General features: G+C 33.8%; 23 protein-coding genes. 17 read left to right on the top strand and 6 right to left on the bottom strand.

Annotated elements, in window-relative coordinates; translation table 11 throughout:
• Positions 1–37: 37 nt before the first annotated feature.
• Positions 38–2,266: a PDC sensor domain-containing protein gene (locus ACP6PK_RS07020; protein ID WP_426558959.1), complete on the bottom strand. Its 2,229-nt coding sequence runs from the start codon at positions 2,264–2,266 to the stop codon at positions 38–40.
• A gap of 832 nt (positions 2,267–3,098) precedes the next feature.
• Between ACP6PK_RS07020 and ACP6PK_RS07015 the strand changes: the two genes are divergently transcribed.
• Positions 3,099–4,226, top strand: coding sequence for a mechanosensitive ion channel family protein (locus tag ACP6PK_RS07015; RefSeq protein ID WP_426558957.1), 1,128 nt, complete (start codon positions 3,099–3,101; stop codon positions 4,224–4,226).
• A gap of 702 nt (positions 4,227–4,928) precedes the next feature.
• Here the strand turns inward: ACP6PK_RS07015 and ACP6PK_RS07010 are convergent.
• Genes ACP6PK_RS07010 through ACP6PK_RS07000 form a run of 3 tightly spaced genes read right to left on the bottom strand, consistent with a single transcriptional unit; the run spans position 4,929 to position 5,887 of the window.
• Positions 4,929–5,030 carry a zinc ribbon domain-containing protein gene (locus ACP6PK_RS07010; RefSeq protein WP_426558955.1) on the bottom strand — a complete coding sequence of 34 codons (102 nt, stop codon included), beginning with the start codon at positions 5,028–5,030 and terminating at the stop codon, positions 4,929–4,931.
• Positions 5,005–5,235, bottom strand: coding sequence for a zinc ribbon domain-containing protein (locus ACP6PK_RS07005; RefSeq protein ID WP_426558953.1), 231 nt, complete (start codon positions 5,233–5,235; stop codon positions 5,005–5,007). The genes ACP6PK_RS07010 and ACP6PK_RS07005 overlap by 26 nt, the downstream gene beginning before the upstream one ends.
• Before the next feature lie 19 nt (positions 5,236–5,254).
• Complete coding sequence (locus ACP6PK_RS07000) at positions 5,255–5,887, bottom strand: RNA-guided endonuclease InsQ/TnpB family protein (protein ID WP_426558951.1); 633 nt, start codon at positions 5,885–5,887, stop codon at positions 5,255–5,257.
• Between the two features lie 559 nt (positions 5,888–6,446).
• Here ACP6PK_RS07000 and ACP6PK_RS06995 point away from each other — a divergent pair.
• The gene (locus ACP6PK_RS06995) at positions 6,447–8,414 is read left to right on the top strand and encodes a CASTOR/POLLUX-related putative ion channel (RefSeq protein WP_426558949.1); all 1,968 of its coding nucleotides are present in this window, start codon (positions 6,447–6,449) and stop codon (positions 8,412–8,414) included.
• A 235-nt stretch (positions 8,415–8,649) separates the two neighbouring features.
• Positions 8,650–10,086 (top strand): TIGR03985 family CRISPR-associated protein, encoded by a 1,437-nt coding sequence (locus tag ACP6PK_RS06990; protein ID WP_426558947.1) that lies wholly within the window; start codon positions 8,650–8,652, stop codon positions 10,084–10,086.
• A gap of 132 nt (positions 10,087–10,218) precedes the next feature.
• Here ACP6PK_RS06990 and ACP6PK_RS06985 read toward each other — a convergent pair whose 3' ends face one another.
• Positions 10,219–10,779, bottom strand: a complete 561-nt coding sequence (locus tag ACP6PK_RS06985) for an HD domain-containing protein (protein WP_426558945.1) — start codon at positions 10,777–10,779, stop codon at positions 10,219–10,221.
• Positions 10,780–10,987: 208 nt separating this feature from the next.
• Between ACP6PK_RS06985 and crn3 the strand changes: the two genes are divergently transcribed.
• From crn3 to ACP6PK_RS06915, 14 genes are all read left to right on the top strand, one after another.
• Entirely contained in the window at positions 10,988–11,317 is a 330-nt protein-coding gene (crn3, locus tag ACP6PK_RS06980; RefSeq protein ID WP_094670694.1) for a CRISPR-associated ring nuclease Crn3/Csx3, read from the top strand.
• 333 nt (positions 11,318–11,650) lie between these two features.
• Entirely contained in the window at positions 11,651–12,253 is a 603-nt protein-coding gene (locus ACP6PK_RS06975; protein WP_426558943.1) for a hypothetical protein, read from the top strand.
• A gap of 652 nt (positions 12,254–12,905) precedes the next feature.
• A complete protein-coding gene (gene cas10 / locus ACP6PK_RS06970) occupies positions 12,906–15,416 on the top strand; it encodes a type III-B CRISPR-associated protein Cas10/Cmr2 (protein WP_426558941.1) in 2,511 nt (836 codons plus the stop codon).
• A 353-nt stretch (positions 15,417–15,769) separates the two neighbouring features.
• Positions 15,770–16,522: an RAMP superfamily CRISPR-associated protein gene (locus tag ACP6PK_RS06965; RefSeq protein WP_426558939.1), complete on the top strand. Its 753-nt coding sequence runs from the start codon at positions 15,770–15,772 to the stop codon at positions 16,520–16,522.
• Between the two features lie 307 nt (positions 16,523–16,829).
• Complete coding sequence (locus tag ACP6PK_RS06960; protein WP_426558989.1) at positions 16,830–16,973, top strand: hypothetical protein; 144 nt, start codon at positions 16,830–16,832, stop codon at positions 16,971–16,973.
• A gap of 109 nt (positions 16,974–17,082) precedes the next feature.
• A complete protein-coding gene (csx10, locus tag ACP6PK_RS06955) occupies positions 17,083–18,441 on the top strand; it encodes a type III-D CRISPR-associated RAMP protein Csx10 (RefSeq protein ID WP_426558937.1) in 1,359 nt (452 codons plus the stop codon).
• Complete coding sequence (locus ACP6PK_RS06950; RefSeq protein WP_426558935.1) at positions 18,438–18,860, top strand: hypothetical protein; 423 nt, start codon at positions 18,438–18,440, stop codon at positions 18,858–18,860. Before csx10 ends, ACP6PK_RS06950 begins: the two co-directional genes overlap by 4 nt.
• A 40-nt stretch (positions 18,861–18,900) precedes the next feature.
• Positions 18,901–20,067: a putative CRISPR-associated protein gene (locus ACP6PK_RS06945; RefSeq protein ID WP_426558933.1), complete on the top strand. Its 1,167-nt coding sequence runs from the start codon at positions 18,901–18,903 to the stop codon at positions 20,065–20,067.
• A complete protein-coding gene (gene csx7 / locus ACP6PK_RS06940) occupies positions 20,048–20,950 on the top strand; it encodes a type III CRISPR-associated RAMP protein Csx7 (protein ID WP_426558929.1) in 903 nt (300 codons plus the stop codon). The genes ACP6PK_RS06945 and csx7 overlap by 20 nt, the downstream gene beginning before the upstream one ends.
• A 434-nt stretch (positions 20,951–21,384) precedes the next feature.
• Positions 21,385–22,347: an RAMP superfamily CRISPR-associated protein gene (locus ACP6PK_RS06935; protein WP_094677230.1), complete on the top strand. Its 963-nt coding sequence runs from the start codon at positions 21,385–21,387 to the stop codon at positions 22,345–22,347.
• Complete coding sequence (locus ACP6PK_RS06930; protein WP_094677232.1) at positions 22,344–22,868, top strand: hypothetical protein; 525 nt, start codon at positions 22,344–22,346, stop codon at positions 22,866–22,868. Before ACP6PK_RS06935 ends, ACP6PK_RS06930 begins: the two co-directional genes overlap by 4 nt.
• On the top strand, positions 22,861–23,922 hold the full coding sequence (locus ACP6PK_RS06925) for an RAMP superfamily CRISPR-associated protein (RefSeq protein WP_426558926.1): 1,062 nt from the start codon (positions 22,861–22,863) through the stop codon (positions 23,920–23,922). The genes ACP6PK_RS06930 and ACP6PK_RS06925 overlap by 8 nt, the downstream gene beginning before the upstream one ends.
• Positions 23,922–24,581 carry a hypothetical protein gene (locus ACP6PK_RS06920; protein WP_094677236.1) on the top strand — a complete coding sequence of 220 codons (660 nt, stop codon included), beginning with the start codon at positions 23,922–23,924 and terminating at the stop codon, positions 24,579–24,581. The genes ACP6PK_RS06925 and ACP6PK_RS06920 overlap by 1 nt, the downstream gene beginning before the upstream one ends.
• A 242-nt stretch (positions 24,582–24,823) precedes the next feature.
• Entirely contained in the window at positions 24,824–25,489 is a 666-nt protein-coding gene (locus ACP6PK_RS06915; RefSeq protein ID WP_426558923.1) for a HEAT repeat domain-containing protein, read from the top strand.
• Positions 25,490–25,662: 173 nt separating this feature from the next.
• Here the strand turns inward: ACP6PK_RS06915 and ACP6PK_RS06910 are convergent, their stop codons facing one another.
• Complete coding sequence (locus tag ACP6PK_RS06910) at positions 25,663–26,433, bottom strand: peroxiredoxin-like family protein (RefSeq protein WP_426558921.1); 771 nt, start codon at positions 26,431–26,433, stop codon at positions 25,663–25,665.
• Positions 26,434–26,580: the final 147 nt, after the last annotated feature.

The following is a 26,580-nucleotide window of genomic DNA, read 5'->3' as shown; positions in this document are numbered from 1 at the left end:
TTCCTACTCCCTACTCCCTACTCCCTACTCCCTATTTTCAGATAAATACCAAAATAGTGATTATGAGCAAAACCTTCAGCATAGTTGGCCAATAAAAAGCTTTCAAAATAAAGTTATCTTTATACTTAAAAAGAGGAAAATGTGGTTTCAAACTCCAGAGGATAAAATTAAGAGATACCAAGAAAATATATAAATAAACAATAAAGTAAAAATACTCTAAGTAAACAATTCCTCTAGTAATTATTTGTTGCCTAACTGTCACCTGATCCAGGATAACAATAAATACAAAACCTGCACAAGATCCTAAAACTTCCATGGGTTGGTCTTGATTAGAAACTAAGAGGACAGCAAATAATAGGGTTAAAACTACAATCATTGGTCCAACTTTAGAAATAAACAAACCCAAGAAATCTCTTTGTAGAATGATGGTAAATTCAAGTTCCGGAAACTCAGTTTTTGGTACAGTATCAATCAAACCAAAGTTAGTATTATATGTGTTAAATATGTACTCAAAAAAACTATCCCTCAGATACCATTCTCCAAGTACAATGTTTTTGTCTACCCCTGGAGCAGTTCGTGGATTAATTACAGAATAACTCTGAAAGTCAGGGACAAGAATAACCTTACGATTTAACTCTCCATTATTAAAATCTTGATGCCAAATCCGAATTTTTAAATCTTTATCATCAAAAGGATAATAGCTAAAATCAAAACTCATACGGAGGGTATAAGCAAAATACCAACCGATAATTTCTATACCATCTTTTTTATATCTATAATCTTCTCTTAGTTCATAATCACTATCTTCAATTGCATCAGCAAGTATAATACCACGAGATAAATCATCATGTACACCATCTTCGTATTTTTGCCATATATAACCCGTAATAAAAACATCTTTCGGACTTGTAAAATCAAATGATTGAATGAAAACTCCTGTAGGAACAATTAGAGGAGGTTCTTGATTTAATTCTTTACTTAACTGTATTTGAGGAGCTAATAATTGTCTGACAGCAGTATCACTAAGCAAAAGGTTTCGAGTTGCTGTATAAGTTCTTGCTTCTAATACTAAACTCCAAACAAAACCAATATTTGCTACAAATAATATACTAATAATAAATGATACTAATGAGATTCGTTTTACCCCCCCCATATAAGCTCTAAATAATAGAATAGAGAGAAAAACAGCAGACCAAAGATAGGCGATACTCAGAGCAGTTAATTTCCTTCTTGTAACTGATGAATCTGGAACAATTTCATCTTCAATAAATACTATTCCTACTATCCATCCATTCAGATTAGTTTTCCGCAGAAATAACCAAGAATTTTGACCTGTTACTGTATCGCTTAAATTTGCTTCTACTGGTTCACCTTTCATTGCTTGAACAATCAATTCTCTGAGTTGTTCATCCTGCTGTTGATAGGTAAGATCAAAGACATTTAGTTGAGCTTTAAAATATTCTTCATTGGGATGATAAAGGTAGGTTCCTGTTTCAGAAATAATAAATCCGTAGCCAGTTCTACCTAAGTTTAGAGACTGCACGACCTCTAGAATTTTTGTTAATGAATATTCGCTATATACGATACCTTGTGGAGATTTATCTTTAGTATTTCGGTCATAAAAAGGAATAAAAATTCCGACGACTGGATCGCTGTTCAGAGAAGTGTCACTCCAAAAATAAGGTTCACCCCAATTTGCCCCTTTATTTAGGGTATTATGATACCAAGAATATTTAGGTTTTGTATAGTTAACTTTAGTTTCCTTTAGCTCTATTTGGTTATCTATTCTGGCATAATATGGAGCATAAAGTCTAACATCCGATCTATAAGCAAAGGGTTTATAAGCAACGCCAACATCTAAAAAATCAGTATTTTCTTCAATTTCTAATTTAAGTCTATCTAATAATTCTCTATCGCTCAATTTGCCAGAACTCAGGTCGTTGGCTACAGAAATAGCTGATTTTTGGGCAAAATATAGTCTCCTATCAATCTCAAGAGCAACTCTAGCTGTTGCCCGTTGAGCTTGCTGTTTAGCATTATCAAATGTCTGTTTTTGTTCGAGTGTATATAATAATGACCCTAATATTGCAACTGTTAAACTAATTCCCCCCAAGATTAATGATGTGTAAAATGCTAGTATTTGTGGTTTACTAGCATTGTTAATGGTTAATATTCTATGTAGAAAAAGATAGATTTGTGTTTTGATTTTTTGATATTTTTTCTGTACTTTAATCGGGTTATCTTCGATTTTTTTGTTGATTTTCATAATCTTTTTTTCCTATATATTTTTTATTTTTGGAAATAATATCAGAGACTTTGACAATTTTTAGCTTTGTTTATTAGTATTTATCAAGCTGCGATCGCCTCGGCTATCTCCAGGATAATTGGATCTTATTGATCTTAGGTGTAAATAACTATTTCTCCTCTCTAAATATATTAAGTTATAGGTGATTTGATATTTTACAAACAAATATGATAGTTATAAAAGGAAGTCTATGTATATATACAAGATTATCTATCTATACAGGAATAAATAGGAATATCTCTGGCAAAAATTACTCACAAATCGAAATATTCATTTTTTGCCATTCTAACTTTTCCTTTGACAACCCTGGTATAAATCTATATTATTTTCATATATTAAAATTCTTTCAGTGATTAATCTAAACTGTCTAGAGTCCAGGGCAAATATTGCAATTGTCGGCCAAATAATATGATAAATTATCAAGTATGAATATCAGCTATCGACGGGATATTAAAATTATAGTCGGTAACTATAAGTTTTAGGTAACAAATAATTATATAATTTCCTATTACCTAGACAGCTAATTATGGGAGAATTACAAAAACTTGGATTTTTACTTTAAAGTCCAACAATATTAAGAAAAATTAAATTTTTCTTAATGCTTTGTATAACAAAGATTATTGGTAAAGTATAAAAGCAGAATATAAACTATATTTAGTCAAAAAGTATAACTTTTGAATCCTAAAAATTTGCTTAGACTTTGCATCAGACTATCCCTCAGTTGAGTAAAATAGAAAATATTTTCTCCTGAGAAACAATAATCTCAAATGGAAATTTGATTAAGGAATAAAGAATGGAATTCTTACAAACATTTTGGACAAGTATTGAAGCAATCAGTATTGCTGGGATACCAGCCTATAAACTAATATTTGCATTTGGCGTGCTGCTGTTAACCCTAATATTGCAGGGATTTATTGCTGGAGTAATTATTAAGTCCATCGAGCGTCTTGCTGCTAATACTGAATCTGACTTAGACGATCAATTAATTGCTGCCATCAAAAAACCCTTGACCTGGTTAATTTTGGTAGGTGGACTATGGATAATACAGATTATTTTAGCAGAAAATTTAACTCCTCAGTTAAAAACAATTACATCGGATTTTCTTGCTTTAGCTGTTATTGCTCTAATTGCTTATACAGTTTACGCTGCAGCTCCCGTGTTAGGTAAGGCGCTAGAGTTCCTAACTCTGCACACTGATACAGACCTTGATGATTTGCTGGTTCCCTATTTACCCAGACTATTTCGCATTGCAGCAATTGTTGTCATAGCTATTAAAGCAGCAGAAGTATTTTTTGGGCAATCAGCAGGAGCGCTTATTGGTTTGCTTGGTGGTGCTGGTGTTGCTCTAGGTTTGTTGTTCAAAGATATTATCTATGACTGGTGTTGTGCTGTAATTATCTATACTGATAGATTGTACAAACCTGGTGATTGGGTAATAGTTTCAGGATTAAGTGGTTTTATCCAAGTGGTAGAAATAGGCTTAAGAACTACAAAATTGTATTTATGGGAGTGGGGTTCTATTATTAAAATGCCTAATTCTAGAATGGTGAGTGGTATTGTAGATAACTGGTCTCAAGATAAAGCTAAGGATCAAGAATGGGGATTTACAGAAACTTTAAAAATTGATGGCATTACAGCAGATCAAGTAGAGAGAATTATGGCGGGAATTGACGAAATATTTAAAAGTATTGATGGTTTTTATCCTAATTATTCTCTCATGTTCAATGGTCTTGAAGGTAATGCTCGTGTGATTAAATACGTTTCTTATATAACTCCTGCTCGTTACTTTCCTGCTGCTCGTGAATTTCGCTTGAGTGTAATGAGATTATTAGAAAAAGAGGGTATTGCTGCTAATAGTTTCTATGTCATTACCGACCAAGACACCTATACAAAAAACATGAAAATGGCAAGCAAGAATTGAGAACTAAATCTACCTCAATTATTGGGATTAAAGTCAGACTAATTTATCCTCACTATGTAATAAGCATTTCCTGCGGAATGCTGCACAAATAGCTACCAGCTATTAGCTGTTAGCTTTTTATTTCTACTGTAAGCATTCAGCTATTAGCACTCAGCTATCAGCTACGGAATGCTATGCAAACAGCTACGGGAAAATAGCTAGGAGGCACGGGAATTATAAGCTGTTGTGTATCTAGATTTTATATTCCCTATTGCTAGGAGCAAAAATTGAATATATGGTCGTTCATAGTAAGCGCGCTTTTCATGATTCTAATGAATATAGAGATTTTGGCTTAAAGGTAGAAGGCAGAGGGCAGAAGGCAGAAGTAATGCAAGTCAACAGAGCCGTGAAAACCCCTATAAACATCTTAGCTGATAGCTGACGGCTGACGGCTGAATGCTTACTTTCTACTTATCTAAATTTTATCTTTATTGATATTCAGAGTAGATGTTTTTTCCCAATTCCGTTCTACTAAACTTACCCAAACTTACCCATGAATGATTGCATGAGCTTTGTAGGGGCGAATGGCCATTCGCCCCTACTTCCTGTTTTGCTAACGCAAAGCTGCGCTAACACAGAAGACCACTGACCGCAGTCTGTGTACGGACGTTGCATGCAACGTCCCTTCTTCATCCACAGGCTTAAAATCGCTTGAAACTCAAGCTACTGACGTGCATAATTTTCTAGGTTGACAGCAGCATTAAAGTCTCTGTCAGCCTGAAATCCACAGTTAGCACAATTATAAGTTCTCTCGCTCAATGGCATTTTCTGTTGATGCCCGATAGGGAGAACATATTTGAGAACTTGGGTAAAATCTATCTGCTATTACTAACTCACTGCCGTACCATTCACATTTGTATGTAAGCTGACGTTTAAATTCATAAAAGCCACAATCTGCTATGGCACTTGCTAGTTTATGATCTCTTGGTGCGCGTTCCGCAAGCGAGCTGTCGTCGTCGCGGGGTCGCACCGCTTTTTGAGCATTCCACTTACATTGTCATACTTCTATTACTATGGTGCTGTGGTTCAAAGCTCGCCCATGTTGTCAGTTGATGGAGTGTGTCTACTCTGATATCTGCTACTGCTTGGTGCGCGTTCCCTTGCGCCGTGCGACGGCGCGGGGTCGCATCCGCTTTTTTGTGTAGTCTTGCTAGCTTTTTGATGGCTTTAGCTCTGTTTTTGGAGCCTGGCTCTTTTTTGATGACACGGTGCTGATAACGAGTTAATCGTTTTTTAGCTTGTTTATAGGCTTTGAGGTTAGGGTAGGTTGTTCCATCACTACAAGTTGCTAGAGAATTTATACCAACATCTACACCGATAACATCTCGTTTTTTTGTAGTAGGGTTGGGTTGATAATCATATGTAAAACTAATGTACCAATCACCTGCACGTTTAGATATTCTTACATTTTTGACTGGCACAGAGGGTAAGATACAGTAAGTTTTTACTATTCCTATTCTGGGTAGTTTTATATAGTTTCCTTTGAGGATTTTAATGCTTCCTTCTAGATAGAAACTGTCTTTTTTCCCTTTTTTCTTAAACTTAGGGAATCCACGTTTGGGGACAGTTAAAAAGTTCTTAATGCCCTCTGTAAGTCTCTTAATGCTTGTTGAGGGGCGCACTTTGATACTTCATAGTACCAAGGATTTTGACTTTTAACTTCAGCCACCAAGCGTTTATGTAAAGTGATGGCACTCAGTCGTTTCTTGCTTGATTCATATTCAGAAATACAAGTAGCTAATCCCCAGTTATAAGCAGTCAGGGGCTACACCTGCGTGCTTGGCAAGTATTGTTTTTTGTTGATTGTTAACTTTTAATTTAGTCTTGATTGATTGCATTTCAATTGAGCAGCCACCTCTTTTAAGAGTTTAATAAGTTAGACATAAATCTAGTGTATCATAGTAAATGTCTATTTATGTTTAACGCATGTCCAATTATTTTAATACTGTTGATAGCCCCAAGAATTTTTCAAACATTTTCGGTAGCAACACAGGTCGTTAATTACCTGTGTTGCTTTTTACTGGTTCTTCAATGTAGAAGCTTTGCTAAAAAATTCCTTATTCTTTTAAACATACATATATAGTATAATTATTAATGACAAATAAAATTATAGTTATCTAACGTAGTCGGATATATATAAACAGTTCGGTGTAAAGTTATATTAGTTTGAAGAAAAAATCTATGTCTGCTCAAAGTAAATTTTCTTGGCAAGAACGCTTTCAATATAAATTTGACAACTTTATGTCAAAGGGTGGCTTCTCGGTATTTCTGGCATTAGTATCAGCATTTTTTGGAACTTTCCTATTAATGACAGGTCTACGTTACCTTTCTGAGTGGATTTTCCCAAATCAAGATTTAGAAAGCGATTTGCTTTGGGATGTATTTGTACAACTAATTGGTCTTAGAGATACGGGAGACGAAGCAAATTTTTCTACTAAAACTGTAGGGGTATTAACTATTTTTCTAGGCTTGGTACTGTTCTCTAGTTTAGTAGCTTTTATTACTCAAGAATTTGAATCACGACTGACTTTGCTGAAGAAAGGTAAAAGTTTAGTAGTAGAAAAAAACCATACTTTAATTTTGGGTTTTAATGACAGAATTGTTGATATTATTACTGAGCTTGTAATAGCTAATGAATCAGAATCTGATGCAGTGATTGTTATTATATCAGAAAAAGATAAGGAATATATGGATGATTTTCTCCGGGAAAAATTAGGAGATTTAAAAACTACTAGGGTAGTTACTCGTAGTGGAGTAGTAACAAATATAAATAATCTGAATAAAGTAGGAGTTAAAGTTGCTAGATCGGTAGTAATTTTAAATGATGCGAAAGGAACAGATCCACAAGATGTGAAAAAGTTATCGGATGCGAGAGTTGTTAAAGCAATTTTAGCCACTGTAGCAGCTAATGAAGAAAAAAAATCATCTCTACCACCAATAATAGCTGAAATTCACTCAGCACAATATCGTATTTTAGGGAAAAGTATTGCTCCTCAAACTGTAACAACTTTGAATGAAGCTGATATTTTAGGGAGAATTTTAGTCCAAACTTCACGGTCTGTAGGGTTAGCAACAGTATACTTAAATATCGTAGGTTTTGCCGGAAATGAAATTTATTTTTACCATCCTCAAGTTGATTGGCAAAACCTCAGCTTTTCTGAATTACAATTTCATTTTTATCAAAGTATTCCTTTAGGTGTACGGGATAAAAATGGGGATGTAATTATCAAACCAGATAGCAATTATCAGTTAAAAAATGCTGAATCAATAATTATTTTAGCAGAAGATGACTCCCAAATTAAATTTCACCAAGAACCTTTACTTAAACCTGAAATTTTAGGTTATGTTGATGTCAGAAAAACCATTGACAGAAAAACAGAAAAACATTTAATTATTGGTTGGAACTCCAAAACTCCTATCTGTCTCCGAGAATACGCTAAATATGTAGTTGAAGGTTCAGAAGTTAATCTAGTAACTCACAAATTAACATCAGAAATTGAAGCCAAGTTTGAGGAAATTCGTAAAGCTTATCCTCAAGTTTTGATGCAAATTAGGCAAATAAATGTAGATGTTGTTGAAGAACTCAAAAGTCTCGAATTATATAAATATAATAGTATCTCAATTTTAGCTAGTAAAGGTAAAAATTCTGAAGAAATTGATGCTAAAACTCTGACAACATTGCTAGAAATTAGGCAAATATTCCAAGAATACAAGGAAGAAACTGGAAACCCAGTTACAACAGAATTAGTAGTAGAACTTGCTGACTCGGAAGAAACAGATTTAGTAATTAAAGCCGGGGTTCAAGACTTCTTACTTTCTAATCAATTTGTGTCTAAAATTTTAGCTCAGGTATCTCAAGAACCAGATGTAATGTTAATCTACCGGAATTTATTTTCGGCAGAAGGTAGCGAAATGTATATTAAACCGATAGAACTTTTCTTTCCTCCTGAAAAAGTTGGCAAATTATCTTTTGCTGACTGTGTATTTGCTGCTCAATCTCGTAATGAAATTTGTTTAGGGGTGAAAATAGCCTCTCAAGTTCAAGATAAAGATAATAATTTTGGTATTTATTTAGCTCCTAGTTTGGATGCTAAGTTTTCTCTAACTCTTGCAGATGAACTAATTACAATTGCTGAAGATGAAACATAATTTCAGTTATAGTAGGGAACAGGGAACAGGGAAAAGGGAACAGTTGGAAAAACATTTCCACAATCTTGATTCATCATTAGTAATTATTAAGGGCAAATTCTTTTTTAGCTATATCAATTATCAGTTTTCAGCTATTAATTTTGAGTCACAGCAAAAATTTAAAGTTATTTACATCGCCAATTCGACAGTTACCCCCCTATCTAAATGTTCACTTTTGAATTTTGACTTTTAAATTTTGACTTTTTTTAGCTATTTTCCAACTCCAGAAATATTAGATTGGTTAGCATTAGGGCGATTAGGAGATAGATTTAATCGCTCAATTAGACTATGGGTTTTATTAAATTATTTTTACGGAGAAAAAAATAATTTAGCTGCCAAATTACCAAAAAATTTTGGTTACATTGACTTCCGGGAAGAATTTTTTTCCCCGGAACATCCTTTGAGCGATCGCTTCACCACAGAACAAATAAAAACGGAATGTCCGGACGAAAATTGTATTTGTAAAAAGTCAATTAAAGAGTTAATCAAAGTAGAAATTTATCCTCAATCAGTTAAAGAGTGGCAACAGAAAATTAGAGATAAAATGGGTGGGGAAGTTATAGAAATAGAGCAGCGTCCTTTTGCGACAGTACATCGTACTATTAGAGATGATTTAAAATATTTAGCTAAGTTAGGATGGCTACAAAAATCAAAAACTCAAGTAGGAGAATATCACTGTCAACCACAAAAAAACTGGCCTCAGCCTCCTCTAATTAAAACAGAAAGATGGGATACTTCAGAATTATCCTCGACTCAAAGTTGGGAGTTATTAAAGATTTTAGAGTCGCTTTCTTTTGTACAACCTAATTTAGAATTAGTAGTAGAATCTTTGTGGGAAAAAACAACTCAACAAAAGTCTTTAGTAAGAGATGAACCACAAAAAAGAATATTTATACATTTAGATTATATTCTGTCAGATGAAACTCAAGATAGAGTTGATAATTATCATCAACAAATAGAGGAATTGTGGCATGAATCTCCAGGGGGAGTAATTAAGTTTCAATATTGGATAGCGAAAACAGAAAGAGAACTAGAAATAATAGTTTATCCAGTTTGTCTACATTATGCACGTCGGGCAAAATATTTAACTGCTTTTGGTACAGATCCTGATGGTAAATTTGGCTGGCATAATTATCGTTTAGACAGAATAGTATCGGAGGAATTAACTATTTTGAAATGGGGTAATTCTCAGATACCAAAGAAATTGTCTGAGTTATGGAAAAAAGGCAAATTACCAACTGTTGAATTTGTAGAAGAAGAACTAGAAAAAGCTTGGGGATTTAATTTTTATTTGCCACGGGATTTGTTAATAATGAGATTTGAACCTAAGTTTGCCCGTGGGTATGTGGATGGTACTGTGCGACATGAGACATTTAAACCTATTAAGTATCAAAGTTTATCAAAGTTAGTTCAAAAAGAAATAAAAAATCCCCAAAAAAGACAAAAGTTATTGAATATTATTAAGGCACGTTCTCCCAAAGATGCTTATTATTGGGGATGGATAAGAAATGGAGATATTAATGTTTTAATGCGGTTAAGAGATTGGCGGCCGAAGGGAGAAGTTATTGCTCCTATTTCTATTCGAGAAAAATTGAAATTGGAGGCAGAGGAAGAGTTAGCTAATTATGATTAATTAGGGAATAGGGAAGTAGGGGATAAGTAAACATAATTGTAGGGGTTTGGTGACCAAACCCCTACCAAAGGAGTTTTTACCAAAACTGATAGTAAAATATTATTCTCCAAAGTAAGCTGATTTTATATACACCTAAAACTTTTCTAATTCAGCAATAATTCTGATAAATTCTTGTTTGAGATAATTATCATCTTCATAACAGGAAACCAAAGAATGATAAAACCAAAAAGTTTTTTCTTTACCTCCATTAAAGCGCCTCCATACTATTTTTCCTTCTTGACGTAATGCAGCTAATAAGTCTCTCCCATTATGCAGTTTATCAGCAAGAGAAATAAGTTTTACAGATTTACTGCCATTAGATATTTGCTGAAGATAACGTAATTTTCGCTCTTCCCAGGGTGGTTTAGGAATAGTCTCCGACTCCGTACAACCATCAATAATATCAACAACTGTTTCTCCAAATAATTCCAGAATATGTTGACGAGTTGCCATACCTCCCTTATCTTCTACTGCATCATGTAATAAAGCAGCGATCGCCTCATCTTCATTCCCACCATTTTCCAATACCAAAGCAGTAACACTTAAAAGGTGAGCAATATAAGGTGTACGTCCGTCTTTGCGTAACTGTTGAGAATGTAAGTTGTAAGCTAATACCAATGCTTGTTGAAATCTTTCTGTGAGTTTGATGCTCATAATTTTTTCCTCCTAATATTTAAGTATACGGAGTTGTAGAAGAGGATATTTCTATATTATGAGGCCAAATACTGAGCAGAAGAGCTGTCTTCTACATCATGTTAGAATATCAATAGTAAAAAAATAAGGTCTTGGAGGTACTAATAACTAAAAACTAATAACTGAAAGCTGATAACTGATAACTGATAACCCATAACTGATAACTGAAATGACATCTATACAACTTAAATTAATTTCCCATCAAACTACTGATGGAATGCCATATCAACATCTTCATATTGAGATGACTACACCAGACGGTATTATTACACCTGCTGACTTAAAAGGTTTGAAAATACCCCCGAATATTCAGTGGCAACAAGGTGTTGTCATAGAAGGTAAAGCACCGATATGGTTATATGCTTATTTGGTTCACGAATGCCATCCCGCACCGTGGGTTGGTTGTTACGATCCTCGACTTGGTGCCGTTGTCGTTTCTACTCATACTCATGCTGTTACTATTGGTTCCATATTAACTTTAGAATTACCGAATAATTAACAATTAACAATTAATAATTAAGCATTTTGTAGGTTGGGTTGACGTTAAGGAAACCCAACAACAAACTGATTGAATGTTGGGAAGGAGTTCAATAATTAATAATTAATAATTAATAATTACCTCTTATTGAAAAGAAGAGGATTGATTAAAAGGGAATTTTTTTTCTTTTTTCTCCTTTAAAGGAGAGGCTTTAAACCCTTATTTTTTGGTAAGAATTTTTTTCTTTTTTCTCCATAAATTGAGAGGTTTTAGAACTTAATTTTTCGGTAACTTTAATTTTAACTAGAAAAAAACCTTACTATTACAATTTTTGATAATAATTAAACTTAGATTATGTTTAATCGTACTCCCGGAATAGCAATTTTAATCGGCGGACCTCCTAATAGTGGGAAAAGTGTTTTTTCTTATGCTTTGCGTCGTTCTTTATTTGAGAAAGATAAAAACTTAAAAGTATTTACCCAGCGAGCTAATTGGGATGGGGAGGGAAATTGGGCTTTAGAAATGAGCGATCGCCAAAAAGCTAAAGATTTAAAAGATACCTATACTCGTAAAATTCATCAATTAGAAAATAGTGAAAAATTAATGAATGACTACTTTAAGTATCATGCTCAAGCTATCAAAAATATTCGGGATGTAATGGATATAGTTTTGGTTGATGTGGGTGGGAAAGTTCAACCTGAAAAACATCCTATATTGGAGCAGTGCAGTCACTATATTATTATTAGTAGTTCTGAGAAAGAGGTTGGGAAATGGCATGATTTTTGTAGAGGTTTAAAACCAGCGGTTGTTATTCATAGTGTGTTGGAAAAAAAGTTGTTTAAGTTGGAGAATAATAAAGATTATTTGGAAGTAATAGCTGGTCCTTGGATAACTGGGGAAACTTTTAGTGTGCCGGATGTTATTGTGGAAAAAGTGTTGAGTTGTTGTGGAGAGTAAGAAAGTTTCGTTGTTTAATTTCTGAGAAGGTGTTTTGTAGGGGCGAACGGTGTTCGCCCTTTTTCGTTTCAATCTCTAAATAGGGATTAGGGTTTGGGAAGTGGCAAAGGCTGCAAATGCAGGTGCGCTTGGAATTGCTGGTTTCAATCCCTCAAATAGGGATTAGGGTTTGGGAAGTTTACCTACAAAAGATAAATAAAAAACCACCCTTTAGCCACCCTTAACAAGTAAGAAATGACTAAAAATATATAACTATTTATTTATCAAGGTTTTTAACTGCATATATACTAACTTCTACTTTTCTTCCCTGTCAAGTGGACTAAAAAATCAATTTTTGACAATATTTTTGCCAGATGTCAAATTTTAGAGGTCAAAATCGGCATCTAGAAAAGGGCTTTTCTACATGATGTTAAACTATTAACAGTTAGAACAAAATTTCCGATATAAAGAAGGCTTTATAGCTTAATTTTTCGGTAATAATTAACTAAAGAGAAGTTTCGCGATCGCTAAATTATAAAATTATAGCAAATTCCAAGTACAAGTATTATGAAGTACAGGTAGTCTGGCAAAATAATTTGTTGGGTTGCGCTCTCGCTTTTTATGTCAGCGACAGCCAAAAATCCAACCTACAAATTAAGTATTAAAAAAATTTATGTTAGAAAAAATATACAAAGGAATTGCTTGGTGTCTGGCTTGGGGAAATGAAAAAGAACTAAAGTTTGACATCCCAACTTTTGAAAAACTTTCTAATTCTACATTAGAAAAAATGTCTCATCCCACAGAGGAAAATGAAATTGCTGAAAAGCTAGAAAACATAATCAATAAAGTACAAAAACTGCAAGATATTGATAATTATTTTCCCGAAAAAATTACAGATTTGAAAAATGAAAAATATAAGGAACTTTGGGATGAAGAAACACCAATAGGTTTAGTTTATGGTGGAGCAACTAAAATCAAACAATACGTTTTTGAGGCTGCCAAACTAACAGATATTCGTGGAGCATCGGCAATCTTAGATAAGATAAATTTAGTAGATTTGAAAGAATTTTTTCAGCCTGATACAAAAAGTAGAAAATGGCTAGATGAAGAGAGAAACTTTCCCGGACTTTCCCAAGCATTAATCCATGAATTAATAATCTATTCTACCGGGGGAAATATTCTGGCATTTTGTCCAGCAGCTTTTGTAGATGACTTAGCAAATGCCATCGAAAAACGCTATACAGAAGAAACTTTAACCGCAAATTCCTGTGCAGTTGGAAGTACATTTAGACTACTAGAAATACGATTTGGTTTGCTCCGAGAAAATATCGTAAATACACCTTGGTTAGATTGGTATTTGGAAAATTGTAGAGATAAATTAGTAGAAAGTTACTTTGGATTAATTAAAGGAAAAACCAAAGAAGAAGTAGAAAAAGAAATAAGAGAAAATTTCCAAAATCGGAAAAGTTTCAACGAACTAACCAGTAAATTAGCAACATTGTTTAATCAGCGTCGAAACGGCAATGATGATGTTAACAATAATCGCCCCAGTCGGAGATATCCGCCAATGTTTGAAACTCATCCTTATATGCGGAGAGATGAAGGCGATCGGCGGATAGCAGTAGCGCAAGTAGACTTACCTAATAATCCCTATTATTCGGAAGTATTAGCCAGGAAACATTTAGTAGGGCAAAAGACTAAAAGAGATTCTCGACAAAGTTGGTATGAAAAAGCAGGTTTTACTTGGCAACCAGACACAGCTAATGATTTGTATTTTTTGGTTATTTCTAAGTTATTGAATGAACAATACTTTAGATTATTAAAATTTTATTTTTTCATCTTAGTTCAGGAACGCCAATATCTGAAAAGTTGGGGAACTAAATTTGAAGAGTTTTTAGCAGAGCCAAAAAACCAAGAATTAGCCAAAAAATATAATCCAAAATATCGTCGATTACAAACAGCAAGAAGTCTCAGAGAATTAGGAAATGTTTATAAGGGTTTTATTGCTTATATTTATGCCGATGGTAATAACATGGGAGGATATATTCAGAAAATTAAAACACCGGAAAAGTACAAAAAATTTAGTCAAGATATTTTTGATGCAACGGAAAAATCGGTTTATTTTGCTCTAGCAGAACATCTCCATCCACACCAATTAAAAAATCTCACCGATCCAGATAATGAAAATCGTAATGAGCATTGGATTCATCCTTTTGAAATATTGGCAATAGGAGGTGATGATGTGATGTTAATTGTACCTGCTAATAAAGCTTTGGAAATTGCCAAAACTATCGGCGAAAAATTTGAAGAAATCTTAGCAGAGAAAACAGGTTATGAACCAGCAAACTCTGAATCTACTTATGACGCAAAAAAAATACATCGTTATTTGAAAGAAGCAGCTAATGAAAATGAATTATCCTTGAGTGATTCAACTAAATATACTCCTATTTATTATGAAAATAAATCCTCCCTGAGTATGTCAACGGGAGTTTTAATTACAGCGGAAAATACTCCGGTTTATTATGCGCAAAACTTAACAGATCAACTGTTAAAATCTGCCAAAAAACGAGCTAAAAAATTAAAAGAGAAAAATTATTTAGGAGGTACAATAGACTTTTTAAGTTTGAAGTCAGTGACAATGGTTTCTTCCAATATTCAGGAATTTAGAGAACAAGGATTAATTAAGGAAATAGAAGGTAAACTCAAAACAAAACCTACCAAACTAAAATTATATGCAGCTCCTTATACATTACATGAAATAGGAGGTTTAATCGAATCAGTCAAAGCATTAAAAGAGTCAAAATTTCCTAGGTCGCAAATTTATCAAACTCGTAGTTTTTTGGAGAAAGGAAAAAAGACAGCAATTCTGAATTATCGTTATTTTCGTTGTCGTTTACAAACACCGGAAAATAAAAGAGTTTTAGAAGAAAAATTTGAACAACCTTGGTGTGCAGCAAAAACCAATAATGGTAATTTAGCACCTTGGATATCCCAAGTTGAAGACCAAGAAAATTCAGAAGATAAAAAGGAAAAAAAATCAGAAGCTAAAGAGGAAACAACTTATGAAACAATTTGGCGAGAAATAGTAGATATTTATGATTTTATCGAGGTAGAAACAGAGACAGAGAAAAAAAATAACCTAGTATGTTGGGTTCAGGAACAAAACCCAACAAAACCTTATTAATTTTAGGTTTAGTTCCATGCTTTTATTGTCATTAACTATGATTAATAAACTCTATTAATCTTTGGTTTTGTTCCTTAAGCTAAACTACATTTATTGAATTATTTTCGTTGTGTCTATCTACTACAAGCCAAGCAAATTAATTATGATTAAGCCACTTGATTAATGTTGGGTTTCGTTCCTTAAGCCAACCTACGTTTATTGAATTATTTTCGTTGTGTCTATCTACTACAAGCCAAGCAAATTAATTATGATTAAGCCACTTGATTAATGTTGGGTTTCGTTCCTCAACCCAACCTACGTTTAAATTATTTCAGGTATTTATATCTACTACAAACAAAACAGGAGGTTAAGCAATGATTTCTCTTCAACAGTTAACAAACTCTGTAGAAACTTATTCAATTACTGCTATTATAGATACGGCATTATGTGTCGGAGCGGGAGGTTCTTCCGGTTCATTAGCAGATAAACCAATTGTTAGAAATGCCGAAGGAAATTTATTAATTCCTGCTTCTCAAATTAAAGGTCGTTTGCGCCATGAATGTGAAAAAATTGCCAGAGGACTTAACTGGGCAGTTTGTGAATCTCCCAACCCCGAAACTATGTGTCCTCAAAGAGTAGGTTTAACAGAAAATTTTTGGATTGACGAATATAAATTTTCTGACAAAATTAATGGGAAAGATATTTATCACTGTTTAATTTGTCAAATTTTTGGTAATCCTTCTTTACCCTCCCGAATTATCTTTAACGACCTAATTTGTGAAGAAAATCCTGAATATTTACCAGAGATATTACGTCCGGGAGTTACAATTAATCGTCGGCGGGGAGTGGCAGAAGAAAACAAACTTTATTTCCTAGAAACTTCTCCAGTTAATGCTCATTTAAAATTTACAGGAGAGATTTTAATTCAGCCAAATATTAATCCTAAATATGTAGATTATGCTAAGGCATTAATTTGGGCTGGTTTCAAACAAATAAATGCTTTGGGTGGAAGTAAATCTGTTGGTTTAGGATGGTTAACATGGGAACTTCCAGAAATTTCAGTGGATGAAAAAGTCTGGGAACTTTTAGCAAAAGCAGAGGTAGTGAATGGAAGTGATGAATCATAAAAAATTATCCCCCCAACCCCCCTTTGAAAGCTATGCTTTATAAACATCTTTCTTCACATAAAACTTGACATGCACAGACGAGTTATGTGTAAGTCTTGGAGCGGCTTTTTCTACAGAAAAAATGTACTTATTAATACATTTTTTCATAAATTTAAGTAGTTTTACTTAGCTACTATGACTCTTTCTCCCCTGCTCCCCTGCTCCCCTGCTACCCACAAAGTTTTCAGGAGTTCCTTATAAGGGATAGCTTTGAAAGGGGGGAGAAGAGGTTACCAGAGGTTTTTAGTAATCTATAATAATTAGAGAAATGAAAAAGATAGAATTAGAAATTAAAGCTCTATCTCCCTTAGCAATTAGTCGTCAAAAACCTGGCAGTTCAATTAATCAAACAATGGATAATATGGCTAGTTCAGTAATTAGTAAAAACCTCACCGCCTGCCCCCTTTCCTGAAGCTGGTGGGGGGGGATTAAAGCCTATCTCCTGGCAGGAGAGAGTTTTGGAGGGAGGTTTTCGTGACCTAAAAATTTCTGAGTAATCTATATAATTAATAATCAGAGAAATGAAAAAGATAGAATTAGAAATTAAGGCTTTATCTCCTCTGGCAATTAGTCGTCAGAAACCGGGCAGTTCAATTAATGAAACAATGGATTATATTCCTGGTTCAGTAATTAGAGGAGCAATTGCTGCAAGAATAATTCAAGAATCGGGTAATGAATCTGAAGATTTATCAAAAGCAGAAAATGGAGGTGATTTTCAGGCATTATTTTTGAGTGAAAATCCAGCCATATTTCAAAATGCTTATCCGGCAAAAAATGTAGAAATTAAAGATAATTATGCAAAAAAGGTAAAAGGTAAAGGTAAAACTAAGCAACCACAAAATGTAGAAACTAAAAACGAAATAAGAACTCAAAAAGATGTGAAAGTTTTACCTACTACTGCGGTAAGTTCTAAAACTAAACCTGGATTTAAGTCAAAAGATAAACCTCTAGAAAATAATGGAGTATTTGATACTTTAATCGATCGCTTTTGTGCCGAAATAAATGGTTGTCTTTACGACCCAAATTGTCCTGTAGATGGGGGTAGGGTAGAACCGTTTAGTGGATTTTATAGCTATCATCAAGAAAAAGAAAAATATTATCAACATTCTACAAGCAAACGTCTATTAACCAGGACGGGTATTAATCGAAAAAGAGCAACTTCAGAAGAGGAGGTATTGTATAGTATAGAAGTAATAAACGAACTTCAAAAAGTAATAACCGAAGATAAAAGTAAAAAAAATGGAGAGCTAATATTCTGTAGTGCAATTTTAGTTCCCGATAAATTAGCAGACTCACTGGCAAATTTTATTAAACAGAGAAACGATTTATTTCGTTTCGGAAATTCCAAGTCGAGAGGATTAGGTAAAGTAGAAATTACTGCTAAAGTTGTCGATATTAAACTAAATTTAGAAGAACGAATCACAGATTTTAACGAGCAATTAAAAGAGAGGTGGGAAAAATGGCAAGTATTTAATAATCAAGAAGAAAAACAACCATCGCTAAAAAATAGAACTTACTTTACCCTAGACTTACAATCAGATGCTATTCTGACAGAAAATTGGCAAAGAACTATGGTTATTTCTCCAGAAATGTTACAGGAATTTTCAGGAGTGGAAGATTCATCTTTAGAACTTCATGTTGCCTATAGTTCCTACGATTATTTATCCGGTTGGAACTCTGCCTGGGGTTTAATGAAAGATGTGGAATTAATAACTAGAAAAGGAGGAGTTTATTTATTTAGTACGAAACAATTAGAACCTTGGTTAGAAGGATTAGGAAAAGTAGAAAATCAGGGAGTAGGAGAGCGTACTTTCGAAGGTTTTGGTCAGGTCATAATTTGCGATGAATTTCACTTAATATTTAGAGAGGAGGCAGTATGAACCAACCCCTAAAAGCTAAACAACAACTAAAGATTCAAAAAGAAATACTTCAAGTTGAAGATAAACTTGTAATTGCTATACAAAATGCCTTAGATGATACACAATCTTACGGTAAGTTAGAAGAATCACAATTTCGGAATTTACTTGAAGTTGCAAATACTACCGAAAGTACAGAAGTCATAAAAAACTTCTTGTTTTATCAAGTAGGGCGTGACAAAAAATGGGGTAGAGGAAAAGAGTCTTTAGCAAACAAAATAATTGATGATATTAATAATGAAATTAAAAATACTGCAAAAAAAATAGCGGGGGATACTCAGACTAATGAATTGACTAATTATATTTGGTTAGAGTTAATCCGTCGTTATTTAGGATATGGTTCCCGTTATTTAGTTTACAAAAGAAAAGGTCAATCTGCTTAAAGCAAATATCTAGTATTTCATACTCAAAAAGGAAAAAATTATGGAAAATAATGTAGTTATTTCTACAGTAGGCACAAGCTTACTAACTCATCAAATTAATCGCCCACAGGAGAATGAAGCAACAAAGCAGGATGAATCAAATTGGTTCTATCAGTTGCGAGAAGTTACTAATTTTAAGGTAGATGAAGTAGAAAAAAGTTACCCAGAAGTTGCAGAAATTATTCAAAAGTTAAAAGGTAGGGCAGAAAACAAATTAAAAGAGAGTGACAAAAAAACAATTAGGAGAATAAGTGCCGAACTAAATGGTATTTATGGTTTCTATAATAACGAACCAGAAAAAGGAAATAAAGACGTTCATTGGTTAATTGCTACAAATACTGCCCAAGGAATAGTTACTGCTGAAATGATTAGAGAGTTTTTAGTAGACAAGGGAATTACTAATACAAATATTTACCAATCAAACTCTAATTTTTCTACAGCAAGTACCGATGAATTTTCTCAAGGTATTGCGGAAATAATACCCTGGATACAAGAGCTTACAGAAGGATATAAATCACAAGCAAAAATAGTCTTTAATTTGGTAGGTGGATTTAAAGCTGTTCAGGGATATATGAATACTGTAGGAATGTTTTATGCACATGAAATAATTTATATTTTTGAAGGATCAAATGAATTAATTAAAATACCAAGACTTCCTGTTGATATTAAATTACTTGAGGTTAAACCTCATAAAGTTCCTTTAGCAATGATGTCTCAAGGAGAAGTATTAACTTCTTGGGAAGAAGCTCAAAAAGTTCCTAAAGATTGGGTTTTTGTTCTTGAAAAAGAAATGACTTTATCAACTTGGGGGCAATTAATTTATCAACAATGCAAAAACAAGTTTTTGTCAGAAGATAAACCACTAAAATTTCCTAAAATTGAATACGAACGAAGCTTTCTAGATGACTATCAAGATAAACCAAAATATGAAAGAATTATCTTACAAGAAAATCTGGCTAGGTTAGCTTGTATTCTAAATATGAATAAAGATGGTATTAGTGCTGTAAAACAGGATGGTATTTTTCGCCTTCGTCGCTATAGTGGTAAGCACAAAGATTTAGATCATTTTGACCTTCCAAAAGATCGTCGTGTTAGTTGTTTAACTTCAGGTAATACTTTACAACTCCGTCACTATGGAGAACATAATTATGTCAACGATAACCCCTAATTATTCTATGTTTGATACATTTAAAAACCGCTTAGAAATAGAAGGAAAACTCACAACTGTCACCGCATTACGCATAGGTGCAGCACGTTCCACTGAACCCATCGGTTCAGACTTACCCGTTGTCAAAGACGTACTCGGACAACCTTTAATACCGGGTTCCAGTTTCAAAGGTGCATTGCGCTCCCGTCTGGAAAGTTTCCTCAGAGGTATTTTGGGAAGCAACCCCCGGTTGGTTGCTAACCCCGCAGTCAATGAGGAATGGTGTATTACAGCAGAAGCAATGAAGGAGCTAAAGGAAAAACACACTAACGACGCTCAACTAACAGCAGCAATATTAGAAAAAACAGACCTCATTTCCCACCTTTTCGGTTCCCCCTGGGTTGCCAGTAAATTTCAGGTGCGCGACTTAACCGTTTTACCCGAAAACTGGTTTGGGCAATATCAAGAAAGAGACGGGGTAGCGATCGACAGAGATACCGAAACCGCAGCAGATGGAAAACTTTATGATTTTCAGGTTGTACCTGGAGGAACGCCTTTTCTGTTTAAAGCAGTTGTCGAAAATGCTGAAGACTGGGAGTTGGGTTTGTTGATGGTTGGTTTGCATCAGTTTGAAACGGAACAAATACCACTGGGGGGTGGGCGATCGCGCGGTCTAGGTGTTGTGAAATTAGAAATAGAAAAAATGAATTGGTTTGATGCTAGGAATGAAGAAGACCCGACAAAAACTGACCCCCAGAAATTAATTGGGTATTTGCAACAATTAGTTAGTGAGAAAACTCCTACTTTTGATGATGGAAAGGAGCTGAAAGATGATTGGGTAAAAGCATTAATTAATCATCTTAAACAAAAAGTTTCTACCACTGTTGAAGTAGAGATTCAGTAAAATTTGTAGGGTGTGTTAGACGGTTTAAGTTTAGACTATGAAATATATTTAATAATCCGTCGTAACGCACCATTGCATAAGTGTCTATCCACTACTCAATACCTCATAGAAAAAATAATTTTATTCTTGTACAAAATACTCAACGGTGCGTTACGGCACTCTGTAATTTTTTAGACTTAAATCCTAGTTTGTAGGGTGTGTTAGACGGTTTAAGTTTAGACTATGAAATATATTTAATAATCCGTCGTAACGCACCATTGCATAAGTGTCTATCCACTACTCAATACCTCATAGAAAAAATAATTTTATTCTTGTACAAAATACTGAAAGGTGCGTTACGGCGCTTTGTTATTTTTTAGAATTAAATCCTAGTTTGTAGTAAGCGCCTAACGAACCCTACACTTTTACCTCAATCAAAATTAACCATAGTAATTATGCACAAAAGATTCGTTAATCATTGCACTATTGATATTAATTTAATTCCCGACAGACCAATATTAATTAAGTCTGGAAGAGAAGGTGCTGACCCCACAAAACCTCAGATGGAATTTGTTCAAACTTACTACAATGGTGAGCCATCTATCTATTTACCAGGTAGTAGTTTAAAAGGTGCTATTCGCGCTCATGCTGAAAGAATTGTTAGGACAGTTGGTAGGGAAAAAAGAGATGAAAAAAATCCCGATATTCTTTGGGCAAGTAATCCTGTAAATCAAGGTGAATATGACTATTTAAAAGATTTACCACCCCATGAAATTTATCATAAATCGTCTTTTACAGACCAGATGTTTGGTAATACTTCTATTGCTAGTCGTATCAGAATAGAAGATGCTTATCCTATCGATATTAAACAATTAAAAACAGAGGAAAGAAATGGAGTAGCAATTGATAGAGTATTCGGTTCTGTAGCAGTCGGACCTTTTAATTTTCAAGTTTGTACTTCTGGAGAATTTAAGACTAAAATTCATCTGAAAAATTTTACATTAGCTCAATTAGGTTTAATTGGTTTGGTATTGAGAGACTTAAATGAAGGTTGGTTTGGCATCGGTTTTGCTAAATCTCGTGGGTTAGGAACTGTGAAAGTTAAATATAATTCCGCAGTTGTCAAATATCCTAGTTGTCAAGTAGAAGAAAAGCAAATTTTTACTTTTGGCAAAGACAAAAAATCATGGTTCCATCCCCATAATTTTTTATTAGGAGCTGGAGAATTTTTATCAGAAGATGAGGCAAAAAATTATGGTTTTCCTAAACCCGATAAAATAGAAACTCCTGTCGTCGCTCAACCAATGGAATTAGGATTTGGAGTTGAATTAACTTGGGATGGAGATGAGCAAGTTCAGGATTTATTTAGAAGAGCGGTTAAAGTTTGGAGTATACTTTTAGGAGGAAAAGCAGCATGAGTTTTGTCGGAACTAAACAAATAAATAATCCCGATGAGTTGAACAAATTATTAACTAAAATTTCTGATGAAAATAGTTATTATTTCCTACGTTTTCCTCATAAAGTAAGCGGTATTGTCAAAAAAATACCATCTGAATTTCCTGGTATAGAAGGGCAAATGTTTAACCAAGATTTAGAGTTGCGTTGGAAAAAAAATCTGAAAGGTTATCAAATTTTAGTTTTGAGTGATTCTGATTCTATACCTCAGTCTATATCTGACTTTAAACCTGTAGGAAAAACTTGGGAAACTAAAAGAAGAAATATTGTTGCTTATAGAAAAAAAGAGTTAGAAACTTGGGAAGCTAAAAGAACATATATTACTCCTTATATAACAGCAGAAATAGAAACTCGCTTTCCTAGAAAATTTAAAGTAGAACTTGACGATAATCTAAATATAGCTCAACGCTATTTTATGGATTCTCAAACTGCTACTGTACATTTTATTGCTTTAACAATTGTAGTAAAAAACCAAAATGACTAATAATCACTCTGAAGAAAATCCTGATTCTAAACCATATCAATTAATCCCCTTTTCTGGCAGAACACCCCACCTAGAATCTCCTGCTGGACACAGTAAATTTAAAGGTGATTTGTTACATGGAAATTTATTCTTAAATCTCACAGTCAAGACAGCTTTACATATTTCTACAGGTATAGTTGTTTTAGGTACTGATGTGGGAAAAAACTCAATTCCTTTGATTAAAACTATGACTCAAGACATGAATAATAGTTTGATAATTCAAGGTAGTTCTTTGAAAGGTTGTATTCGTTCTGTTTATGAGGCAATTACTAATAGCACTTTAGGAGTTATTACAAACAAATATGATAGTAGAATACCTCGAAAATATTTACCATTTGGTCATCGAAATAGTTTATGTTCTCTAGATGAACTTTGTCCTGCTAGTCGTGTATTTGGTGCTATGGGTTGGCAAGGTTTAATTGAATTTACAGATGCTAAATATAAAGAAGTTAGTTCTGTAGGTTTTATGCCTTCTTTAAATCGTCCTAGACCGGAAATTAATGATGAGGGGAAAAAAAATCCTATCTATTTTAATGAAGAAGGTAAAGTTAGAGGTCGAAAATTTTATTACAATACGAATAGAGCAATTGACAAAGGTAAAGATAAAGGTATTCCGGTACAGCAAGCTAAAGATAAATATATTTTTACCACTAAATTGCAGTTTAAAAATTTAAAACCAGAAGAATTAGGAACTCTATTTATTGTTCTGGGATTAGACGATAATTATCCCCTTGCTTTAAAAGTTGGTGCAGGTAAACCAGTAGGTTTTGGTACTATTAAAATAGAAGTAACTGAAGCTAATATCTTCCAAAATAAGCAAGATTTGAAAAATCGCTATTCTAATTATACACCTCCAGAAAGTAACAACTTAACTGGAACAGAATTAAAGGAATTTATAACTCAAAAAATTGCAGATGCTCACAATAGTAATTTGCTGGATAAAAATCTATTAGCAGGAGTAGCTGAAGTGCTAGAGTATCCAACTAACCGCGAACCAAAGGAGGGAAATTATTAATGGTTCTAAATGACTCTCAAAGTGAAAATTTAACAGACGAACAATGGAATATTGCTCATAAAATAGCCAATGATTTGACTATAGAAGAAACCGATGTCAATGAGTTGAGAAAAATTATTTCTTATCTACAATTTACTAACAGAGATAATATAGGTTCTAGTTTTTTTGTATATTTAAAAGTTTTAGCAAGAAATGGAAATAATACCCGACATAGTAAAAAAACTCCTGAATATGACGAAAACTTGGAAATTACCTGTAAAAAACATCTCAAAAAATATGAGAATAATCCTCAAGTAATGTTAAAAATTTTGGGTTGGGCATCTCGGTTAATGAAATATTATAAAGTTGCTCCTGTTGGTGAAACTGTAGATAATAGTTCTAATATTTCTGAACCTACAATTTCTCAAAGACAAGAAAAAATAGAGGAATCAAAAAAAGCTCTTCAATTAAAAGAAGGAGATATTTTAGATGCCAAAGTAATTAAAAAGTCTTCTACTGGCAAAAAGGTTACTTATGAAATTGATGGTATTCCTTATACGGAAAAAGAGCCAAAGAATTTCGATAATGAAAATCTTGTTGAGAATGGAAATGTCAAAGTTGCAGTTAAATCTTTGAAGGAAGATGGCAGTATTAACCATATTAAATTTTACAAAGAATAGGTTGATTGAATCAAGACTTACGCAGAACCAAGATATTAGACATCTCCATAAAAGACGGAGTAGGGAGAAAAAATTGATTATTTCTGTACGATAATTGATTTTAATTTTTATTATTGGAGATGTCTATTGAGCGAACGGCCGTTCGCCCCTACAAATGGTGTACAATTAACTGTTTTGCGTAAGTCCTAATTATTGATTATAATATGAATAAAATGTAAAGTTTTATAAACTAAAGGTCAAATATGCAAAATCTAAGTTTAGAACAAATATCCGCTCAACTAGATAGCGAAAATTCTCGCGATCGCCTCCTCGCTCTTGCTTCTCTACGGGAAGTATCTGCGACTGAAGCGGTGCCTCTCATCAAAAAAGTATTGTATGACCCCAACTTACCAGTACGTTCGATGGCAGTATTTGCTCTGGGTGTGAAACAGACAGAGGAATGCTACTCAATTTTAGTAGAATTATTGGAAAAAGACGAAGATTATGGTGTTCGTGCTGATGCAGCAGGAGCTTTAGGTTATTTGGAGGATGTTAGAGCGTTTGAACCTCTGGCGCGAGCATTTTATGAAGATACCAGTTGGTTAGTACGTTTTAGTGCAGCCGTTTCTCTGGGAAACATCAAAGATAAACGTGCCCACGATTTATTGATAGAAGCTTTGGATAGTCAGGAGTTAGTAATACAACAAGCAGCGATCGCCGCTTTAGGAGAAATTGGAGACTTAGAAGCAGTAGATCATATTCTTAAATTTGCCTCTTCCGAAGATTGGTTGATTCGTCAAAGGTTAGCAGAAGCGTTAGGAAATATGTCTACTCCGAAAAGTGTATCTGCTTTGAAATATTTGGAAAAAGATACTCATCCTCAAGTGTCTCAAGCAGCAAGTATTTCTTTGCAACGTTTATTAGGGTAGGAGTCAGGAGTGAGGAGTTAAGAATCAGGAGAAATGGTAATTACAGAGGAAGATAGCTGCTCTGTTATAAGGGAGCATCATAATAGGAAAACCCTAACATTGATTGGTTTTCCCCACTCCCCCACTCCCCCACTCCCCTACTCCCCTACTCCCTACTCCCTACTCCCTGTTCCCTAGTTCTTATTTAAAAAAGATAGAGGATTACTTTTATTCTCGGCAAAACCCAGAATACCAGGATCGCAATGTTTATACAGCAAATTTCCCCCATTGTCAAATAAAAAAGTTGCACCTCTTTGAGTCAAATAAGCAGAATTAGGCACATAAGTTGACCAATTACTAAGAACTTCGGTCATATTTCTTAACCTCAGTGTCGCTAATTCAAAAGGACGTTGAAAACCTTTTCCACCTGCCATATTAAAAAATGAACCTTTTAGAGGTGGTAAAGGTTTAGCATGAATTACTTCATCATCATCAATTAATTGAGGTGCTTTTTTATCTCCTGTGTAACCTCTAAGCACTTCTGCTAAAGTACCCGGACTCCCAATACCCGCACACATTATCATCAAATTCAAGAAAGCACTTTGACCTATATTTAATAAGGGGAACTTAAAAGTTAATCCCTGATATAATTCTAATTCTTGATGTAATTTAGCATCTGGATCGACAAATAGTGATTCAGTCGGAAACCCAGTAAATTCACAAAATTTCTTACCAGAAGCATAATTACCAATACCAATTGCTCGTATTGTCACCCCCAATGCTTGCAATTTTGCTGATTCTCTTTGTAACCACCAAGCATATTCTAGGTTATCAAAATCGCCCAATTGTGACCAAATTAAAACTAAAAGACGATTCACATTTTCACAACCGCTGAGAATAGGTACAATCTGGTTATCACTAATTCTTAGACGTTGACTTTGATTTAAGATTTGATAGATATTCATTTTCAGTTATTAGTCTTTTTCAGTTATCAGTTATAGCAATCCTAAATAGGTTTTCATTAATGGATAATGGATAATTACCTCTGGTTAAAATCGTTCTTGATTGAATATAAGGAAATATCCTAGCACTTTTTTCCCCTTTAAAGGGTC

This window comes from Dapis hubbardiae BLCC-M172 (assembly GCF_050016015.1).
GTDB lineage: Bacteria > Cyanobacteriota > Cyanobacteriia > Cyanobacteriales > Microcoleaceae > Trichodesmium.
The sequence above is the reverse complement of the archived record's forward strand: the minus strand, read 5'-3'. Positions and strand labels throughout refer to the sequence as shown.

What these genes read in the sequence shown, in the direction of transcription:
- csx7 (WP_426558929.1), top strand. Translation starts at nt 20,048, where the DNA reads ATGTCAACGATAACCCCTAATTATTCTATGTTTGATACATTTAAAAAC.
- ACP6PK_RS06910 (WP_426558921.1), bottom strand. Translation starts at nt 26,433, where the DNA reads ATGAATATCTATCAAATCTTAAATCAAAGTCAACGTCTAAGAATTAGT.
- ACP6PK_RS06975 (WP_426558943.1), top strand. Translation starts at nt 11,651, where the DNA reads ATGTTTAATCGTACTCCCGGAATAGCAATTTTAATCGGCGGACCTCCT.
- csx10 (WP_426558937.1), top strand. Translation starts at nt 17,083, where the DNA reads ATGAAAAAGATAGAATTAGAAATTAAGGCTTTATCTCCTCTGGCAATT.
- ACP6PK_RS06995 (WP_426558949.1), top strand. Translation starts at nt 6,447, where the DNA reads ATGTCTGCTCAAAGTAAATTTTCTTGGCAAGAACGCTTTCAATATAAA.
- cas10 (WP_426558941.1), top strand. Translation starts at nt 12,906, where the DNA reads ATGTTAGAAAAAATATACAAAGGAATTGCTTGGTGTCTGGCTTGGGGA.
- ACP6PK_RS06930 (WP_094677232.1), top strand. Translation starts at nt 22,344, where the DNA reads ATGAGTTTTGTCGGAACTAAACAAATAAATAATCCCGATGAGTTGAAC.
- ACP6PK_RS06920 (WP_094677236.1), top strand. Translation starts at nt 23,922, where the DNA reads ATGGTTCTAAATGACTCTCAAAGTGAAAATTTAACAGACGAACAATGG.
- ACP6PK_RS07015 (WP_426558957.1), top strand. Translation starts at nt 3,099, where the DNA reads ATGGAATTCTTACAAACATTTTGGACAAGTATTGAAGCAATCAGTATT.
- ACP6PK_RS06965 (WP_426558939.1), top strand. Translation starts at nt 15,770, where the DNA reads ATGATTTCTCTTCAACAGTTAACAAACTCTGTAGAAACTTATTCAATT.
- ACP6PK_RS07020 (WP_426558959.1), bottom strand. Translation starts at nt 2,266, where the DNA reads ATGAAAATCAACAAAAAAATCGAAGATAACCCGATTAAAGTACAGAAA.
- crn3 (WP_094670694.1), top strand. Translation starts at nt 10,988, where the DNA reads ATGACATCTATACAACTTAAATTAATTTCCCATCAAACTACTGATGGA.
- ACP6PK_RS06915 (WP_426558923.1), top strand. Translation starts at nt 24,824, where the DNA reads ATGCAAAATCTAAGTTTAGAACAAATATCCGCTCAACTAGATAGCGAA.
- ACP6PK_RS06945 (WP_426558933.1), top strand. Translation starts at nt 18,901, where the DNA reads ATGGAAAATAATGTAGTTATTTCTACAGTAGGCACAAGCTTACTAACT.
- ACP6PK_RS06935 (WP_094677230.1), top strand. Translation starts at nt 21,385, where the DNA reads ATGCACAAAAGATTCGTTAATCATTGCACTATTGATATTAATTTAATT.
- ACP6PK_RS06950 (WP_426558935.1), top strand. Translation starts at nt 18,438, where the DNA reads ATGAACCAACCCCTAAAAGCTAAACAACAACTAAAGATTCAAAAAGAA.
- ACP6PK_RS06960 (WP_426558989.1), top strand. Translation starts at nt 16,830, where the DNA reads ATGAAAAAGATAGAATTAGAAATTAAAGCTCTATCTCCCTTAGCAATT.
- ACP6PK_RS06925 (WP_426558926.1), top strand. Translation starts at nt 22,861, where the DNA reads ATGACTAATAATCACTCTGAAGAAAATCCTGATTCTAAACCATATCAA.
- ACP6PK_RS06985 (WP_426558945.1), bottom strand. Translation starts at nt 10,779, where the DNA reads ATGAGCATCAAACTCACAGAAAGATTTCAACAAGCATTGGTATTAGCT.
- ACP6PK_RS07010 (WP_426558955.1), bottom strand. Translation starts at nt 5,030, where the DNA reads ATGCCATTGAGCGAGAGAACTTATAATTGTGCTAACTGTGGATTTCAG.